This is a genomic window from Chitinophaga caeni, assembly GCF_002557795.1.
GTDB classification, from domain to species: Bacteria; Bacteroidota; Bacteroidia; order Chitinophagales; family Chitinophagaceae; genus Chitinophaga; species Chitinophaga caeni.
The window spans coordinates 3,177,855-3,196,443 of sequence record NZ_CP023777.1 but is presented as its reverse complement, the minus strand read 5'-3'; the positions used below and the strand labels follow the sequence as shown (position 1 = coordinate 3,196,443).

17 protein-coding genes are annotated in these 18,589 nt (G+C 43.3%); 9 read left to right on the top strand and 8 right to left on the bottom strand.

Features of this window, described 5'->3' with window-relative positions:
- The first annotated feature begins 90 nt into the window (after positions 1–90).
- From COR50_RS13470 to COR50_RS13445, 6 genes are all read left to right on the top strand, one after another.
- Positions 91–762, top strand: coding sequence for an alpha/beta hydrolase-fold protein (locus COR50_RS13470; RefSeq protein ID WP_232516168.1), 672 nt, complete (start codon positions 91–93; stop codon positions 760–762).
- A 21-nt stretch (positions 763–783) separates the two neighbouring features.
- Positions 784–1,665, top strand: a complete 882-nt coding sequence (locus tag COR50_RS13465) for an ATP-grasp domain-containing protein (RefSeq protein ID WP_098194467.1) — start codon at positions 784–786, stop codon at positions 1,663–1,665.
- 68 nt (positions 1,666–1,733) lie between these two features.
- On the top strand, positions 1,734–2,840 hold the full coding sequence (locus COR50_RS13460; protein ID WP_098194466.1) for a carboxylate-amine ligase: 1,107 nt from the start codon (positions 1,734–1,736) through the stop codon (positions 2,838–2,840).
- 65 nt (positions 2,841–2,905) lie between these two features.
- Positions 2,906–3,754 carry a type 1 glutamine amidotransferase gene (locus COR50_RS13455; protein WP_098194465.1) on the top strand — a complete coding sequence of 283 codons (849 nt, stop codon included), beginning with the start codon at positions 2,906–2,908 and terminating at the stop codon, positions 3,752–3,754.
- Between the two features lie 16 nt (positions 3,755–3,770).
- Positions 3,771–4,973 (top strand): hypothetical protein, encoded by a 1,203-nt coding sequence (locus tag COR50_RS13450; RefSeq protein WP_098196235.1) that lies wholly within the window; start codon positions 3,771–3,773, stop codon positions 4,971–4,973.
- Between the two features lie 11 nt (positions 4,974–4,984).
- Positions 4,985–5,365 (top strand): RidA family protein, encoded by a 381-nt coding sequence (locus COR50_RS13445; protein ID WP_098194464.1) that lies wholly within the window; start codon positions 4,985–4,987, stop codon positions 5,363–5,365.
- A 65-nt stretch (positions 5,366–5,430) separates the two neighbouring features.
- Here COR50_RS13445 and COR50_RS13440 read toward each other — a convergent pair whose 3' ends face one another.
- The 5 genes from COR50_RS13440 to COR50_RS13420 form a co-directional block, all read right to left on the bottom strand.
- Entirely contained in the window at positions 5,431–5,739 is a 309-nt protein-coding gene (locus COR50_RS13440) for a rhodanese-like domain-containing protein (protein WP_098194463.1), read from the bottom strand.
- Positions 5,740–5,768: 29 nt separating this feature from the next.
- A complete protein-coding gene (locus COR50_RS13435; RefSeq protein WP_198405647.1) occupies positions 5,769–6,569 on the bottom strand; it encodes a PASTA domain-containing protein in 801 nt (266 codons plus the stop codon).
- A gap of 53 nt (positions 6,570–6,622) precedes the next feature.
- On the bottom strand, positions 6,623–7,615 hold the full coding sequence (locus COR50_RS13430; RefSeq protein ID WP_098196234.1) for a D-alanine--D-alanine ligase: 993 nt from the start codon (positions 7,613–7,615) through the stop codon (positions 6,623–6,625).
- A 91-nt stretch (positions 7,616–7,706) separates the two neighbouring features.
- Positions 7,707–8,156: a Cif family virulence factor gene (locus COR50_RS13425; RefSeq protein WP_098194461.1), complete on the bottom strand. Its 450-nt coding sequence runs from the start codon at positions 8,154–8,156 to the stop codon at positions 7,707–7,709.
- An 84-nt stretch (positions 8,157–8,240) separates the two neighbouring features.
- Positions 8,241–8,588: a 4Fe-4S dicluster domain-containing protein gene (locus tag COR50_RS13420; protein WP_098194460.1), complete on the bottom strand. Its 348-nt coding sequence runs from the start codon at positions 8,586–8,588 to the stop codon at positions 8,241–8,243.
- Positions 8,589–8,782: 194 nt separating this feature from the next.
- Between COR50_RS13420 and COR50_RS13415 the strand changes: the two genes are divergently transcribed.
- A complete protein-coding gene (locus tag COR50_RS13415) occupies positions 8,783–9,805 on the top strand; it encodes an acyl-CoA reductase (RefSeq protein WP_098194459.1) in 1,023 nt (340 codons plus the stop codon).
- Positions 9,806–10,035: 230 nt separating this feature from the next.
- On the top strand, positions 10,036–11,580 hold the full coding sequence (locus COR50_RS13410) for a trypsin-like peptidase domain-containing protein (protein ID WP_098194458.1): 1,545 nt from the start codon (positions 10,036–10,038) through the stop codon (positions 11,578–11,580).
- Between the two features lie 218 nt (positions 11,581–11,798).
- Here COR50_RS13410 and COR50_RS13405 read toward each other — a convergent pair whose 3' ends face one another.
- From COR50_RS13405 to proS, 3 genes are all read right to left on the bottom strand, one after another.
- Positions 11,799–12,560 carry a LytR/AlgR family response regulator transcription factor gene (locus COR50_RS13405; RefSeq protein WP_098194457.1) on the bottom strand — a complete coding sequence of 254 codons (762 nt, stop codon included), beginning with the start codon at positions 12,558–12,560 and terminating at the stop codon, positions 11,799–11,801.
- Complete coding sequence (locus COR50_RS13400; RefSeq protein ID WP_098194456.1) at positions 12,557–15,496, bottom strand: sensor histidine kinase; 2,940 nt, start codon at positions 15,494–15,496, stop codon at positions 12,557–12,559. Before COR50_RS13400 ends, COR50_RS13405 begins: the two co-directional genes overlap by 4 nt.
- Positions 15,497–15,670: 174 nt before the next feature.
- A complete protein-coding gene (gene proS / locus COR50_RS13395; protein WP_098194455.1) occupies positions 15,671–17,146 on the bottom strand; it encodes a proline--tRNA ligase in 1,476 nt (491 codons plus the stop codon).
- Positions 17,147–17,418: 272 nt separating this feature from the next.
- On the opposite strand from proS, the gene COR50_RS13390 reads away from it, so the two are divergent.
- Positions 17,419–18,468, top strand: a complete 1,050-nt coding sequence (locus COR50_RS13390) for a hypothetical protein (RefSeq protein ID WP_157760831.1) — start codon at positions 17,419–17,421, stop codon at positions 18,466–18,468.
- Positions 18,469–18,589 lie beyond the last annotated feature (121 nt).

The window sequence follows — 18,589 nt, the reverse complement described above, 5'->3', positions numbered from 1 at the left end:
AAAGGATAAATTTGAGAAACTCGGTTTGTTCCCTTTTATTAGAACCATCTCATGTTTATTGAAAACTATCGAAAATGGTATTCACCGCATTTGGAGAGAGAATTTGAAATGCTGGTTTTCGGGGATCAAGGCTACCCGTTGATCATTTTCCCTTCCACGATGGGAAGATATTATGAACCTAAGGATCGCGGCCTTATCGACGCTGTGAAGTGGTTCGTAGAACAAGGCTTGATCAAAATTTATTGTGTAGACAGCATCGATGCTCTCAGTTGGTATAATACCCATGTACTCCCTGCTTCCAGGGCCTACAATCACGCTTGTTATGATAACTTGCTTTATCATGAAGTTTTGCCATTTATCCAATCCGATAGTGGCCACGAACGTATCGCCGTGGCCGGTTGCAGCTTCGGGGGCTACCACGCTTCCAATTTCGCGTTTAAGTACCCGGCGCGGGTATCTTACTTATTTTCGATGAGCGCCGTATATGATATCAAACCCCGCGTTGATGATCATTACGACGATAACGTGTATTTCAATAACCCGATCGATTACATGCCGGACAATGAAGATCCCGATCTTTGGCGCATGGGCATTATACTCGGTAGCGCTGCCAATGATGTTGCAAGACAACATACCGAGTTCATGAGCCGTGTCCTGGATTTTAAGAATATCAGTCATTGGCTCGATATCCGCCAGGATGCCTCGCACGATTGGCCAACATGGAAAAACATGTTACCCCATTATTTATCCTTGATAAAATGATATATCTACTTAAATACTAGTATGCAACATATCGGAATATTATTCGGAATGGAAAATAACTTTCCAAACGCGGTAATGGAGCGGATCAATCAAAAGCAGTCACGGCTTATTGCCCAACCGGTTCATATAAGCGATGTACTGGATAATCGACCACCTCGCTACCAGGTAATTATTGACCGGATTTCGCATGATGTACCCTTTTATCGATCGTATCTGAAACAAGCTGCTTACCAGGGCGTCAAAGTCATCAATGATCCCTTCTGGAATAGCGCCGATGATAAATATTTTAATACCGTTTTAGCCAGGCAGCAAAACATTCCCGTGCCAGCCACGGCCTTGCTTCCTTCTTATATAAAACCGGAAAGCACCGGGGAACAATCGTTCCGCAACCTGGCATACCCGATGCAATGGGAGGAAATATTCCACTATGTTGGATTCCCGGCATATTTAAAACCAATTTACGGTGGCGGCGGCAAGAACGTTTTCCGGGTCGAAAACGAACCGGAGTTTTTCGAAATATACTCCCAAACGGGAAAATTAACCATGATGTTACAGGCGGCGATAGACTACGAAGCCTATGTAAGGTGCTATTTCGTTGCCGGTCAAGGCGTTCATATCATGCATTACGAACCCAGGCTTCAAGAAATGGATCGGTATAAAGTTTTTTTTGACATCGACAATGACACCGCGCGCGCTGTCGAATACTATACCGAACTGTTGAATCGTAGTTTAAGTTACCAAATCAACTCCGTGGAATTTGCCATTAAAGGTGGGATACCCTATGCGATCGATTTCTGCAATCCCGTGCCGGATGCAGATGTGGAAAGAGTGGGTCTAATTAATGCCGAATGGTTCGTTGAAGCCGTGGCAACCTTGGCTATATCGCGTACCCAATGCGGGTAGCTCCTTAATATGCCAGACTTTCCCCTATCTTTGTACAGCAAAAAGCAGCATCCAAATTAAACCAGGTAATGGATTTCAAACACTTGACTCTCGGTATCGAAGAAGAATACATGATCATGGACCCTGAAACGCGCGAACTGCGTTCCCATGAACAAAAAATCGTTGAACAAGCGCATCGAATCATCAACGATAAAGTTAAAGCCGAAATGCACCAAGCGGTCGTGGAAGTGGGCACGCAAATTTGTGCCAATGTTGACGAAGCTTACGATGATATCAAGTTGCTTAGGAAAACGATCGCCGGAATTGCCAATGAACTAGGCTTTTCCATTGGCGCCTCGGGCACACACCCATTTTCTAAATGGGAAAAACAACTCATTACCGATCATCCACGGTACTTTGAAATCGTGAACGAATTCCAAGATACCGCGCGTTCTAACCTGATTTTCGGCCTGCATGTTCACGTCGGTATGGAAAACCGTGAAATAGCGATCCATATCGCTAACTCCGTCCGGTATTTTTTACCGCATATCTTTGCCCTCAGCACGAACTCACCCTTTTGGGAAGGAAGGAATACCGGGTTCAAATCATTCCGCACCAAGGTCTTCGATAAGTTTCCCAGGACCGGGATACCGGATTATTTTTCAAGTATCGAGGAGTACGATAATTATATCAAGCTATTGATCAAAACAAATTGTATCGATAATGCTAAGAAAGTATGGTGGGATCTCAGGGTTCACCCATATTTCAACACGGTTGAATGCCGGATATGCGACGTTCCGCTAACCGCGAGGGAAACGATTACACTTGCAGCACTTTTCCAAGCTGTTTGCGCCAAAATTTATAAACTTAGGCAGCAAAACCTGAACTTCATGATCTATAACAGGGCCCTCGTCAACGAAAATAAATGGCGTGCCAGCCGTTATGGAATCGATGGAAAACTCATTGACTTCGGCAAAGAGATGGAGGTAAATACCCGTGCGCTGATTTATGAATTACTGAATTTCATTGATGATGCCATCGACGAAATGGGCTCCCGTCACGTGATTGATCATGTACATACTATCTTAGAACAGGGAACCGGCGCGGACCAACAACTGAAAGTATTCGAAGAAAGCGGTCAACTGGAAAGTGTAGTAGATTTCATACAAATGAAATTCCTGGAAGGCATCGAGTGATCAAGGGGTGAAGATAATATCAAATCGCGGCCAACATTCCCCTGCCAAATTTGTAACTTTGCAACATGAGCGGTACTACAACAGTTTGGAAAGTAGCCATATTGGATATGTACGAAGGTGTGCCTAATGAAGGTATGCGTTGCCTTAGGGAAATATTACACCATTATGCCCAGGTAAAGCAGGTTGCACTCCAACTGGATGAATTTGAAGTAAGGGAACAAATGCAATTACCCGGATTAGATTATGATGTTTACATCTCGACCGGTGGCCCGGGTAGCCCGGTGGAAAGCGCCGGTAGTGAATGGGAAAACGGCTACTTCAAGCTCATGCAAGATATTATCTCCTGGAATGAACAGCACGGGAGGAAGAAATACACTTTCCTCATTTGTCATTCCTACCAACTGTGGTGCCGTCATTATGAACTCGGCAATGTTTGTAAAAGACGTTCCCCTGCTTTCGGCGTTTTCCCGGTACATCCTACCGCGGCAGGCCAGCAAGAACCGGTATTTTCAGGTCTACCCGACCCATTTTATATCGTGGATAGCCGCAATTGGCAAGTCATAGAACTAAATGAAGAGCAGTTTGAGAAGATGGGCGCCAAAGTGTTGGCCATTGAGAAAGAACGTCCGCATGTACCGCTAGAAAGGGCTACGATGGCGATCCGCTTTAACGATTATTGTATCGGTACGCAGTTCCATCCTGAAGCCGATGCACAAGGAATGTTGAAACATCTCCTGCAAAACAATAAAAAAGAAAACGTGATCCGCGATCACGGTATCGAAAAATACCAGGATATGCTGCAACAACTGAACGATCCCGATAAGATTATGCTGACGCATGATTTACTATTACCCAGGTTCCTTGATATTGCGCATTACAACTTTGCAGATAAAAACCCGGTCACGGTTGTATAACCTTTACAATTATTGTATGATAGCTGCTATTAGAGCACGATATAACGAAGATTTTACCAGGGAGAAATACCAAGCTTTCCTAGATGAAATTTGGAAAGATAATGGGCTGGAACCTGTTTTTAGAATTGCGGAAACCCCGGTATTTATCCCGGCAGATTTCTTAGCTATGATGAAATCGGCCAGCGATACGATCATCAATACCATCGGCCGACCAGATTACCTCAAGGCTTCTGATAAAGCGATCCCGAAACAATGGAAAGTACCGCATGAGAAAGATCGCCCCAACTTCATCGTCATAGATTTTGCCGTTTGCCAAGCAGGGAACGGCCGGTTAGAACCACGCTTAATAGAATTGCAAGGCTTCCCTAGCTTATTTGCCTTCCAAGATACCATGACACAAGCATTCCGGCATCATTTTAATATCCCTGCCGGTTGGGATAATTTCCTAAATAATTTTAACTCCGGTAGTTATAAGGAATTGCTAAAAAAAATGATCGTCGCAGATCATGACCCGAAGGAAGTAATACTCTTGGAATGGAAACCTTCCCAGCAAAAAACATTTATCGACTTTAAAATAACCGCTGATTGGCTAGGTATTAAAATTCTTTGCTTAACGGAACTTAAGCAAGATGGAAGAAAATTATATTATCTTGATGAAAAGGGTCAGCCCATCACCGTAAAACGCATCTATAACCGCCTCATATTCGATGATCTACAAACGGAAAAATCGGACTTGCCGGAACAGCTGGTGGATTTGACCCAAGATTTGGATGTAGAATGGGTATCGCATCCGAATTGGTTCTACAGGCTGAGTAAATTTACGTTACCCTTTATACAACATGAATATGTGCCCAAATCATGGTTCCTTGATGAAATCCCGGTACTTCCCAATGACTTGGAGCATTTTGTTTTGAAACCCCTGTTTTCTTACGCGGGTCAAGGTGTTAAAATAGATTGCAACAAGGAAGATATCGAGGCCATCAAAGATCCTCAAAACTGGATTCTCCAGGAGAAGGTTCAGTATGCACCCGCAGTTCAAACTCCCACGGGCCCCGCCATTACAGAAATCAGGTTAATGTACTTTTGGCCGGATGATGCAAAGCAACCCATCCTCGTTCATAACCTGGCCAGGATCAGCAAAGGAAAGATGATCGGCGTAGGGTTTAATGATGATGTAAATTGGGTGGGCGGAAGTTGCGCTTTCTTTGAAACCCGCTAATACATATACGTATGTCTAGAACAAATTTTTCTTCCGGCGCCACCTGGGAAAACCATGTCGGTTATTCCAGGGCAGTTAAAATTGGGAATGTTATCGAAGTGTCCGGCACTGTCGCGGCCGATGGCGACAAGGTTATCGGTGAAGGAGATGCTTACGCTCAGACCAAATATATCATCGCGAAAATAGAAGCGGTACTCATCAAAGCAGGTGCAAGCTTGCATGATGTTGTACGTACAAGGATGTTCGTGACGGATATTTCAGCATGGGAAGATATCGGGAAAGCACACGGGGAATTTTTCCAAGCTATTAAACCGGCTACAACGATGGTGGAAGTAAAGAGGTTGATCGATGACCGGTACTTGGTAGAAATCGAGGTTACCGCCGTTATTTAAAAAACAGGTAGTGATATGGCATGATTTTGTAGAGATAAGGCATGCCTTATCTCTACTACATAATATTATTTCCCGAACTTTTGTTCCCAAGCCAACATACCACCTTCCAAGTTCACAACATTGCTGAAACCCATTGTTTCCAACAACATAGCCGCTTGTCCACTACGGTTGCCACTGCGGCAATACACGATGACTTCCTCCTCCTTTAACGGCTCAATATCTTCCACGTCCATCATCCTGATTTGACCTAATGGCAATAATACGCCGCCGATATTAAATTCCTCGTGTTCATTCGGTTCCCTTACGTCAACTAAATTTACTTTCTCGCCACTATCAAGGCGTTGTTTTAATGCTTCTGAAGTTATGTTTTGCATTATGCGTTGATTTTTAATTTCTGTCAAAGTTACTGATTAATATCCGTTGAATCCTTCACTCCCCTTTCGGCCGACAACCAAATATCGATGCTTTCACCGGCGCGGATCAGGTTCAAGTCGCCCAGCCCATTTTTAGGTGTTGGCGTTTGCTTGGAGATAAATGCATTCAAGGTATCAAATACGGTTTCATCAACAAGCACGGTTCCTAATATCAGGCTCCGGGCTGCTAATAATTCCCTTGCTTCAACATAAGTCAATCCAACCAAATCTGGTACCGGGTTCTCGATGCTGCCCTTTCCACTACTCAGTACAAGCGTGATCCTACTGCCTTCCGGTATCATGGTGCCGGGCTTCACGATCTTGCCTTCCAACATTTGCTTTAACACGCTATTGGTTGCGAAATCGGGCTTATAAATTGTATCACCAACCCTCAGCCGGCGACTTTTCAGCGTCATCTCGGCACTCCGGTAAGTCAGCCCTTCCAAGTCGGGCATAGCCACCGTGGGTGCTACAACCTTATTAATAGTCAGGTAAATAGTCCTGTTTACTTTTACCACATCGTTTCTTTCCGGTGTTTGTTCCCACACGGCCAGCGGCTTCAGGGAATCTATATAAATAGAATCCCTTACTTCTACTTCGAAGCCCTTATTTTTCAGGATGGCAGTTGCTTCCTTGAGATCCTTACCCCTTACATCCGGCACGGTGATGGTTTCCCCGTGATGCGTCAAAAAGCCCAAGGAAAAAAAGAACAGCAATGCCAATACAAAAACGAATATAATGGCAGCGATTAAGTTGGCAATGAAAGATTTCTTCGTAATAAAATTAAACACTTTATAAATTTTTGTTTTGTTACCCTGGTGGGGGTAATGAAAGTATAGCGATCCTATGATTTGCGGAGGCATTCCTCGATCAAGTTACCATAGAATTGACCCAAATTCATGCCCGCAGCCCTTACCTGTTGCGGGATAATGCTGGCTTCAGACTGCCCGGGGGTCGTATTAACCTCCAAAAAATACAATTTATCTTTGGATTCATCCCAAATAAAATCGATCCTCACCATTCCTTTACAGTTCAATGCATCGTATAACTTGGCAATGATCCCCTGTGCTTTGGCAGCCATAGCCGGCGGTACATTGGCCGGCGTCACTTCCTCGCTCATGCCGGGTGTATATTTTGCTTCGTAGTCGAAAAATTCCTTTTTAGAAATAATCTCCGTAATAGGCAATACTTTTACAGCTCCTTGTTCCGTAAAAGCGCCGCAGCTAAATTCGCGGCCCGACATAAATTCTTCAACAAGCACCTGGACATCTTCCCGGAAGGCCCTTTCAATAGCGCCCGGTAGTTCCTCGGCGGTTTTTACCTTCGTCATACCGATACTGGATCCACCGCCGGCAGGCTTCACGAACAAAGGCAGTTCCAAGGCTTGCAAAATTGATGCCGTATCATAGGCTTTGCCTTTAAAAAGGTGGGCGCTTTTAGCAACGTGGATAATATCCAGTGCCGCCACGACCTTGTTACAATAGCTTTTATTAAAAGTGAGCGCCGAGCTCATCAATCCGCAGTTAGTATAGGGAATGTCCAGCATATCCAGGTAGCCTTGCAACAGGCCATCTTCGCCCGGGGTTCCATGGATAATAATAAATGCCGCATCAAATTTTATCTTTTCCCCATTAATAGTTAGGGAAAAATCGTTTTTATCAACCGGGATATTTTCCCCCGAAGCCCCTGTATAAGTCCAGTCTTTCTTCGTAATAACGATTTTGTATACTTCGTATAATTGTGCATCCAAGTGCTTCTGCACTGTATTTGCACTGTTCATGGAGACTTCAAATTCTCCTGAATAACCACCTGCTAAGAGCGCGATATTTTTCTTCATAAAGAAATTAGTGAAAGGCAAAAATAAAGAGGAGATTTTAAAAAAGAGATATCAAACTGTTAAATAAAAAAATATATCTATATATATATGCTTAATTCCCGATATCGACCACGAATCTCCAGTTCCCCCGGTTATTTTTCCGCCAAATGGAGCAGTAATTACCTTTTATAGAAGTATCGGTAGTGTTATATGTATAGGTACCGTAAGTATAGCCCAGTTCGCCGGAGGCGGCCACATCGGCAAATAATGGTTTCCAAGTCAAGGTAGCCCCGCTGTCCGAAGTTGCAGCTAAGATTGCCAAGGCATCTTTTCCTTTTACGGGCGGCTTCCCGGCCCTAATCAGGGTACCATCTGTACTATCGATATATGATAAAAAGGCCTTTTTATGGCCAATACCCGCCGAAAGCGCAGAAAAACTACTATCTGCCGCCATCAGTTCTTTTCGTAAGGCATCCCTGCCGGCGGCTGTACGCTGCACCCGCTGCTTACAGGATAAGGCTGTAAATAGTAGCAACAAAAGTAATACCTGGGATAACTTCATGGGTCAGCTGATTTATTATTACAATAAAAACGCCTTGTACTCATAAAATTGTACAAGGCGTAAAAAGTTCTGACAAAAAAAGTATTACAGGTGTAATTTATCTTTTTTAGCCATCAGTTCATCAACTGTTTCTTGGTACATTTCGTCCGGAACACAACAGTCAACCGGGCAAACGGCAGCGCATTGAGGTTCTTCGTGGAAACCTTGGCATTCTGTACATTTATTCGGAACAATGTAATAAGTATCTACGCTAATTGGTGCATTTCTTTGATCAGCATCCATCATAGAACCGTCCATTAGTGTAAACGCACCTTTTACTGTAGTACCATCGGCCAAAGCCCATTCTACACCACCTTCATAAATAGCATTATTGGGGCATTCCGGTTCGCAGGCACCACAGTTTATACATTCGTCAGTTATCTTAATTGCCATGATGTTAATTTTTATAAATTGATAGTAAAGCCGTTAATTCAGGACAAAAATAAAATATATCCTATTTAAAACATCAATTATTTGAAATAATAGTCTACAAAATAGGTAAACTTTTTGATTCGCGGGGAAGCTATTAACTTTGCGGTACATTTGCATTCGCTAAGAATAGCGTTTGATTCAATTTAAATACTTACATGGATATCAAGGAAAAAGTTGCTGCGCTGGTACGTTTAGGTAATTACTTGGCCAATGATGGCTTAACAGGATCGGAAGGCCCGTACGGGGAAAGCGCTTGGCAGGTCGCCAAAAGGAAAGCCACGCATGCCAACGGTTGGTTTACCCCCGAATTTATTGACCTTTCCGTTCAAAATATATGTCAACATTTCTTGCAAGAAGAGCTCTTACAAAATTGGCTCTTGCATTACCCCGGCGCCGGTCAACCGGGAGTTGTCAAAACGATAGGCGTGGTGGCTGCCGGGAACATCCCCCTGGTGGGTTTCCACGATTGGATGTGCGCCTTTTTGAGCGGCCACCGCTTGAAAATAAAGTTATCCAGTAAAGATGATATCCTGATGAGGCATATCATTGAAACGATGTCTTCCTTCTACCCGGGGCAACACACGGAAGTCGCGGAAGTATTAAAGGGCTGCGATGCTTACATCGCTACGGGCAGCAATAACTCTGCCCGCTATTTCGAATACTATTTTTCCAAGTACCCCCATATTATCAGGAGAAACCGTACTTCCGTTGCGGTCCTCACAGGTGAAGAAACGGCGGAAGAATTATCTTCGCTAGCTGATGATATCATGATGTATTTCGGCCTGGGATGCAGGAATGTAACCAAGGTATACGTTCCGCGTGATTACAATTTCGAACCTTTGCTCAAGGCCCTCGAAAAATATGCATACCTCGCGGATCATCACAAGTACAAGAATAATTATGATTATAACCTGGCCTTGTTATTACTCAACAACCAATTTTATATGAGTAATGACAACATCCTGATGCAAGAACAGGAATCTATCTTTTCTCCATTAAGTGTATTGCATTACGGTTATTATGATGACCAGCATGACATCACTGCAAACTTGCAACAGCACCCTGATGTCCAATGCTTGGTTTCCCGTGCCACGGTTATGTTCGGGAAAGCGCAGGAACCTTCCCTCTCTGATTATGCCGATGGGGTTGATACAATGCACTTCCTAAGTACTTTATAACAAATTGTCTGAAATATTGTTAAGTTGTCAGGGCTGTACATTAAAAATGTCAGCCCTTTTTCATGCAGATATTAATGTGACTTTAACGATTAATATAAAATACTGTTAAAGTGTCTTGTCCTAAGACCTAATGATTAAACTACACGTTTAAATTTGTATCAAAGAGCATAGAATTTGATGGAGTTATAGAGCACGAATATTATTTAACTTTTTAAAACAACCCTAATCATATGACATTCAAACAAGTTTTAGCGACCGTTCTAATTGCCGGTGCTACTTCTGTGGCTAGCGTGTTTGTTTATAACAAGTATTTTGAACAACGCAGCCCGGGTATTTACCAGAACGGGTCGACCAATATCCCTGTAAATTATACTAGTTACATTCCAAATGCTATCAAGACGAATGATAGCAATAATACACCATTCGATTTCACATACGCTTCGAAAGTCGCGGTACCCGGCGTGGTGCATATCAGGACCAAGACCAACCCGCGCCAAGTACAAAATTCTAGAAGACAAGCCAGCCCGTTGCAACAACTCTTCGGTGATGATGATTTTTGGGATGAATTCATGGGCAATAACCAACGGAAATATTATATCCCGGGACAAATGGCTTCCGGGTCAGGTGTAATAATATCAGATGACGGGTATATTGTAACCAATAACCACGTCGTTGATAATGCAGATGAAGTAACCGTAACTTTAGCCAATAGCAATAGAACGTATACAGCAAAAGTGATCGGTACCGATCCTTACACCGACTTGGCCGTTATTAAAATCGACGCCAAGGATCTGCCCTACCTCGTATATGGCAACTCGGATGATGTGCAAGTAGGACAATGGGTATTAGCCGTAGGGTATCCCTTAAACTTGGAAACTACCGTTACCGCGGGTATTGTCAGCGCTAAAAGTAGAACGATCGGTATCAACAAGGTAGGAACCAGCAATATTAGCCCGATCGAATCCTTTATCCAAACGGATGCCGCGGTAAACCAAGGTAACAGCGGTGGAGCATTGATTAATACCGGCGGCGAACTCGTGGGTATCAACTCCGCGATTGCTTCGCCTACGGGATCATTTGCTGGGTATTCATATGCCATTCCCGTGAACTTGGTGAAGAAGGTCGTAGCGGATATCATGCAATACGGCAGTGTACAGAGAGCCTTTCTTGGTATCAGTTACTACGATCCCAACAAGATAAGTGATAGCGATGCGAAGGAATTAAATATCCGTAAAGATGTTAACGGAGTCTTGGTGGCCAATGCACCCGATGGCGGGGCTGCCAGCGCCGCGGGCATCAAGGAAGGAGATGTAATTACGAAGATCAACGGTATCAATACATTGGGAATACCGCAGATGACCGAGCAATTAGCGCGCTACAAACCGGGGGACAAAGTAAGTGTAACTTACCTGCGGGATAACAAGGAGCATACTGTAAACGTTCTATTAAAGAACCGCGCGGGCACCACCGATATTGTAAAAAGTTACGCGATAGACAAGCTCGGCGCCGAGTTATATACCGTGCCGGCAAATAGGGCTTCGCAATTCGGGTTAAACGGCGGTGTATTAGTCGGCAAAATTAGTTCCGGTATAATCCGCAACCAAACAACCATGCGTCCAGGTTTTATTATCATCAAGGCAGGAGATTCCCAGGTTACCAGCTTGGAAGATCTGCAAAACGCATTGCAGGAAAACAGCAAGATCCGTTTAGAAGGAATTTATGCTAATAATTCCGGCAACGGCGTTTATTATTATGATATCAACACCAATAATTAGATAATCAAAGAATTTTCATATAGGTTTTATAGGTTAGGATGAATGGCCCCAGGTTTATACCGGGGCTTTTCTTTAGGCACGAAATAAAAGTAAACGGGTACGTTTTTTAAACGTACCCGTAATAATTTTAGGTGGATTTTGAATACCGCTTTCTTGAAGGTGGCAGCTTTATGAATATTTACAAAGTAAAATTTACCTTATCAACCTTGTTTATATTATTATAAATTGATCACACCTTTCAACTGGGTAAAAAATTCGTCTTTTTTCCTGGACGAAATAGGGATATTCTTCTGGTCGCTCATTACTACAGCCGTTCCAAGCCCCTTTATAATTTTCACGATATGGTGAATATTGATCAGGAATGACTTGTGTACCCGGTAAAAACCTTTATCCGATAACATCTCCTCGTATTCTTTCAGGGATTTCGAGATCAGGTGATTAACGTTGTTGATGAGTTGAATCTTGGTGTAACTATCGAAGGCTTCACAATAAATGATGTCCTTAAGATCAATTACATTGTAACCGTCATTTACCGGGATGACGATCTTAGAAAAGGCGTTGTCGTTGTTTTTCACGTAATCTTTCAAGATAGACGCCAGTTCATTGAGGCGCCCTTTCTTGCTTTTCTTTACTTTTTCCAACGCATCTTCGACCTCGCTCACTTTAATCGGCTTTAGCAAATAATCCAGCGCTGCAAACTTAATAGCTTGCAAAGCATATTCTTGAAAAGCAGTGATGAAGATTACTTCGAAGTTCAGGACAGGGAACATTTCCAATAACTGGAAGCCGTTGTGCGGAGGCATTTCAATATCCAGGAACAACACATCGATCGGATTATTCTTGATCATTTCTGCGGCTTCATGGATATTTTGCGCTTCCCCTATAACCTTCACATCCTTACAGTAATTCTCCAAAATGTTTCGAAGGATATGTATATTGCGGACCTCATCGTCAACAATGGCAGCTTTAATTATACTCATAACATCTTTACAATGGGAATTAGGATTTCAACCAAGGTACCATCCTTGCTGCTGAATCCAGAGTTAAATTTATCAATTATTTCCAATTTTCCAACACTTCCATTAAAAGATTTTATAATCTGCAACCTTTCCTTGATCACGCTTAATGCCGTCGATTCGTGCTTCATTAGCTTACCAGTCTTGATACTGTTGGAGCGATCCCAACCGATACCATCGTCTTCTACCGTGCAATATAATATGTCTTCTTTCATCCAAAATTTTACATCCAGTTGCCCGCTGCCGTTCTTGGGAGCTAACCCATGTTTTATGGCATTCTCGATAATTGGTTGTATCAGCATGGGCGGAATATAAACTGTATGGTCTTTCAATGCCGGCTCCAATTCAAATCGGTACATGAAAGAACTGGCAAACCTGATTTTTTCCAATTCCAAGTACCGGGTAAGAAAAGTGATCTCGTCATCCAACGAAATATACGATTTCCGGGAATTATTGAGCATTTGCCGCATTAAGGTAGCAAAATCCGCTAAAAAATTCAAAGCCTGCTTTTCTTCCTTTTCCAGGATCAAATGCTGCACCGAATTTAAGGAATTAAAAATAAAATGCGGGTTCATTTGATTGGTCAACGCTTTTGCTTCCAATTCCGCTATCCGCCTGTTGTACTCTGTTTTACGCTTTTCGGCTGCCTTGATACGGGTAATAATAAACCGTAAAATCAAGGTCACGAGCAATAATCCCAGCACCAAAAGTATTCCCCGCGCCCACCATTGCTGGTACCACTGGGGCCGGATGATAATTGACAATACCAACGGCTTTCCCCATTCGCTTTTATACTTCTTCGCCCGGATCAATAATTGGTAATTACCCGGTTGCAGGTTCGGGTAAGGGATTATATTTGATTTAGTAGTTACCCACCCACGGGCAGAATCGTTGGAAAAGTTATATTGATATTCTACCAGGTCCGGCAAATCGAAGGCAATCGCGCCAAATTCCACTTCAAAAGATCCTTTCCGTTCAAAAAGATGCTCAAAACTGGATTGGTGCATATAATAGGTGCTGTCGCCATAGCGGATTACATCGAGGTAAATTTTAGGCGGTACGGAATCTACCGGGATGTTGTCTTCGCGGAAATAACAAAGCCCGTTAGAAGTCGCTATAAATAACGTATCGCCCGACTTGCATACATTCCGTACATCATCACTCATCAAACCATCATTGGAGGTTATTTTCGTAATAAATTCCAACTTGTTGACATCAATTACCGATACCCCTTTATTGGTAGCTACATACAACTTATCTTTCCCGTCGTAATAAAGCTGTTGACAGATATCGCTCGTTAATCCATCTTTCGTGGTAAATTGCTTGATTACCTTCCGGTTCTGCATTACGCAGATACCGTTGTCACTGGTGCCGATAAATAATTTATCGCCCACCCATTTTAAATCCTTGATACTATGTTTGAGCAAACTATCCGTTGCTGATAAACTTATAAAGGGAGCACCTTCCCTACCTTCGTACAAGCCGTTGTTACTCCCTACAAAATATGCCGAATCACCTACCGATGATATAGAGGTAATCAGGATATCGGCCGGGGCTATATCCTGGATACCGCCGGGGACGGTTACCACCCTGTTGTACGTTGCAATCCTAAGTTTGCCGGATTTACTGACATCGATATCGCGAACAGCTTTTATAGATTCCAGCAGGCGTGGTTTCTGTTGATCCAGCAGGAAACTGAACACGCCGTTGTCGGTACTGATTACAACTTCGTTATTTTTATATTGTAATATGCTTAAAATGCTATTACGGATGCCCGAAGAATCCAAGTTAAATTGCTTCGAGACACCGCGGTTATCGATCGTGTTAAGTATCCCCGCGTTCTGCCCGACAAGCAGCAGGTCGGAAATCCTGCTATTTTTAAATACGCTGAAAACAGAATGGGAATATAAACCGTTGGTATTATCGAGGTAGCTGAAGTAGAAATTTTTATGAGGTATATAATAAACGCCATCGCCGTAGGTGGTAATCCAAATATTGCCTTCCCTGTCGTATAATATGGAGGTTACGTAATGATTTTCCAATAAACGGGTAACCTTCCTTTCCCCTTTAAAGAAATTCTTTACCATGTACAAGGCCCTTTGCGTACCGATCCATAGATGGTCGCCTACCACGCACACGGTACTGATATCTTCCGCTATCCCGATATTCTCTCCTGAAAGAAACGGGATGATCGACTTCTCGTTATAAGTATACAAGTCGTTGCCGTTGATCAAGATCGATTTAGAGCGGATCAGCGTTGCCAGCTGGGCAGTCATCGGGGCAATGGAATGGTAAATATTTAGTTTATTCGATGGAACGACTAATTCGTTAAGATTCGCGATATTATAATAAGGTTGCAGCGGTTTGAAGATCGAATCGTTCTTGAGCCAATAAAATAAGTTTATGGCGCTGAAACGATCATCGTTAATGGCTTTGCGGCCGTTATAACGGGTAACGGTATTATTGGACGTTTGAAACCATACCACCTTCGCAGCATCCTCGAAAGCATACAACATGAAATGCCCCCTGTTGTCGTACACTAGGGAGCTATCATTATTCTCATTATGGATATAATTATTGCTATAAAAAGATGGTTTCCCACTGTATGTAAAGAACCAAACGCGGTTTTTATCATCAGCAGCCAAACGGACAACCTCGTTATCGGGCAACCCGTCCTTCTTGGCATAATTGCGGAAGCGTTTGCCATCGAATCGGCTCACACCCGTCGGGGTTGCAAACCAGATAAAGCCATCGCGATCTTGTACAGCAGCAAAAACCGTGGCATTGGTAAGACCATCTTTCACATTGTAATTATGGATCAATAGCCCCTGTCCATGAGCCCACTTGCCGCACAAGCAACAGCTCAAGACAAAGACGATCATATAGCGAAATGATGGCATCAGGCTAATTTAATTCTTTACTAGCAAATTACGTATGTTAAGTTAAATGTATTTTATTGTTAATTTAAAACAAATAGTAATTCTTAGGTTAACCAACAAACATTTTATGCATTACGGGTCATCAAAAATACACTCATACCCGCACTATCGGCACGGGCATGAGTGTTCAAATCTTTAGTATGCTTTCGCGAACAACACCCTTTCTTTCGAAGGTTTACCCGTTAGGATACATTTTCCTTCTTCCTGGGGATTATTAAGCGGTATACAACGAATGGTCGCTTTAGTTAATTCTTTAATTTTTTCTTCCGTTTCAGTCGTTCCGTCCCAGTGAGCGGAAACGAAACCGGTCTTTTCCTCCAATAATTTTTCAAATTCTTCGAAAGTATCAGCTTTCGTGATATGCTCATCCCTAAACACCTTGGCCTTGTTAAACATGGATTGCTGGATATTATCAAGCAATTCGACCAGTTGCCCGGCCAGGTTATCGAGCGGGAGACTTTCCTTGCTGCGGGTATCCCTGCGGGCCACTTCCGCCACGTTATTTTGAATATCCCTGGCCCCGATGGCCACCCTTAGCGGTACACCTTTCAGCTCATATTCCGCGAACTTCCAACCTGGGCGTGCATTATCACCATCATCATACTTTACCCTGATCCCGGCCTTTTTCAATTCTGCCATGATCTCGTGAACCTTATCATCGATAGCAGCCTTTTGATCATCACCTTTATAGATCGGTACAAAAACGACCTGTATAGGAGCAATTTTAGGAGGTAAAATCAGGCCTTCATCATCGCTGTGGGCCATTACGAGGGCGCCGACCAAGCGGGTAGAAACGCCCCAGCTGGTAGCCCAGACGTAATCAAGTTTATTTTCCTTGTTAGAGAATTTAACATCGAAAGCCTTCGCGAAATTTTGACCGAGAAAATGCGAAGTTCCGGCTTGCAAAGCTTTACCATCTTGCATCAGCGCTTCAATACAATAAGTATCTACGGCGCCGGCAAACCTTTCCGAAGGTGATTTCACACCTTTTATTACAGGCACCGCCATGTAATTTTCAACGAAATCAGCATATACATCCAACATCTGCTTCGTTTCGGCCACGGCCTCTTCGGCGGTAGCATGGGCGGTATGACCTTCCTGCCAAAGAAACTCGGCGGTACGCAAAAACAACCTGGTCCTCATTTCCCAACGCACCACGTTGGCCCACTGGTTTACCAACAGCGGCAAATCCCGGTAAGATTGGATCCAGTCCTTGTACGTATTCCAAATAATGGTTTCAGAGGTCGGGCGAACGATCAACTCTTCATCGAGCTTCGCTTCGGGATCCACGATCACGCCACCGCCACCAGGATCATTTTTAAGCCGGTAATGCGTTACAACCGCGCATTCCTTGGCAAAGCCTTCCACGTGATCCGCTTCGCGGCTCAGGAAGCTTTTTGGAATGAATAGCGGGAAATAAGCGTTCTGGTGCCCCGTTTCTTTAAACATCCTGTCTAAAACATCGCGCATATTTTCCCAAAGCGCAAAACCGTATGGCTTGATCACCATACAACCCCTTACGGCCGAATAATCGGCCAAACCACCTTTCAGAATCAAATCATTATACCATTGGGCGTAATCTTGTGAACGTGCCGTGATCTCTTTACTCATATATTTTGAATTGCAATAAGTTCTTAACTTTTAACATTGAAAATCAACACTTTAACAACATAAATACCATTGCAAAATAAAAGATATTTTCTTAATATTTGGCGTAATTTTTGTTGTATTTCAAGTGTAACAAAGTGCGCTACCGGGACGTTGTATTACTGTAGGAACACCTGCCGGTGTGCGAAGATAATAAAACCCGTTAGCGTAAGCAGCTTTCTACGAAAAAATTCGTTTAATTTGATTAAATTTACACTATAAATAAACCAATGCAGATGAAACCTATACTATACGGAGCAGGTGTACTGCTGTTTCTCTTGAGCAGCTGTTCTTCTGCCTACAAAACAGCGAAAACGCCCGATGATGTTTATTATTCTTCGGGACGTTCGAAAAAAGCTTATGCTTCTAATAAATCGCCTGATAAAGCGATCGAATTAGAAGAAACTCAAAAATACGTTACTTATGACGATGATGGTAATGCCACGTATGTCAACGGTTCGGAAGATGAGAATGAATACGCACGCCGCATAAACAGGTTCCATAATGATTATTCCGGCAATTACTGGGATGGTTATAATTCAGGGTACAATGCCGGTTTCCGAAACGGCGCCTGGGCTAATTCTTGGTATTCTCCTTATAGCATGTGGTATTCTCCATACAGTTCTTGGTATTCACCGTATTATTCTTCTTGGGGATACCCAGGCTGGTCAATGGGATTTGGATTAGGATGGCGTAGTTCATTCTATTTCGGATACGGATGGGGCAGCCCCTTCTATAACTCCTGGTATTCACCGTGGTATTATCCCGGCCATTATTATTATGGCGGTGGTGGTTATTATGGTCACCCAGGATATTACACTTCCCGCCCCGGCAGCTCATGGGGACCCAGAAGTACCTCCAGGGGTTCTTATACCAGGACCGTTAGGACTGTAAATAATCAATTTACAAACAGCTCTGGCGCCCGTGCACCGAGAGTAGTAAGAAGCGCTAACGATGGCGGAAGAATTGCTGCACCGGGTACTTCATCCGGCATATCTTCTCCAAGGAGAGTGTTCCGTGGAGCGCCTAACGAAAGAGCAATTACCAGTCCAGCTTATAACAACTACAGGAGATCAACTAACAACGGAAGTTATTCTCCCCCATCTAGGCCAACACGCGTTTACCGTGATGTAAGACCAAGTAATTCCAATTACAACAGGAGCAGCGCCCCGACAAGGTCATATACTCCATCTAGGTCATCATCAGCGCCGGTACGTTCCGTGTCACCTCCAAGCAGCGGTTCACGCAGCAGCGGTGCAAGTAGGCCAGTACGTTCAAGAGGTTAATTTTACCGAAAAATATCGAATGCCCCGGTGTAAGCAAATGGTTACCCGGGGTATTTTTATACCATGATAACCCTGATTATCGTTATATAGTAGTTCAGTAATACTGCATAAACATAATTGA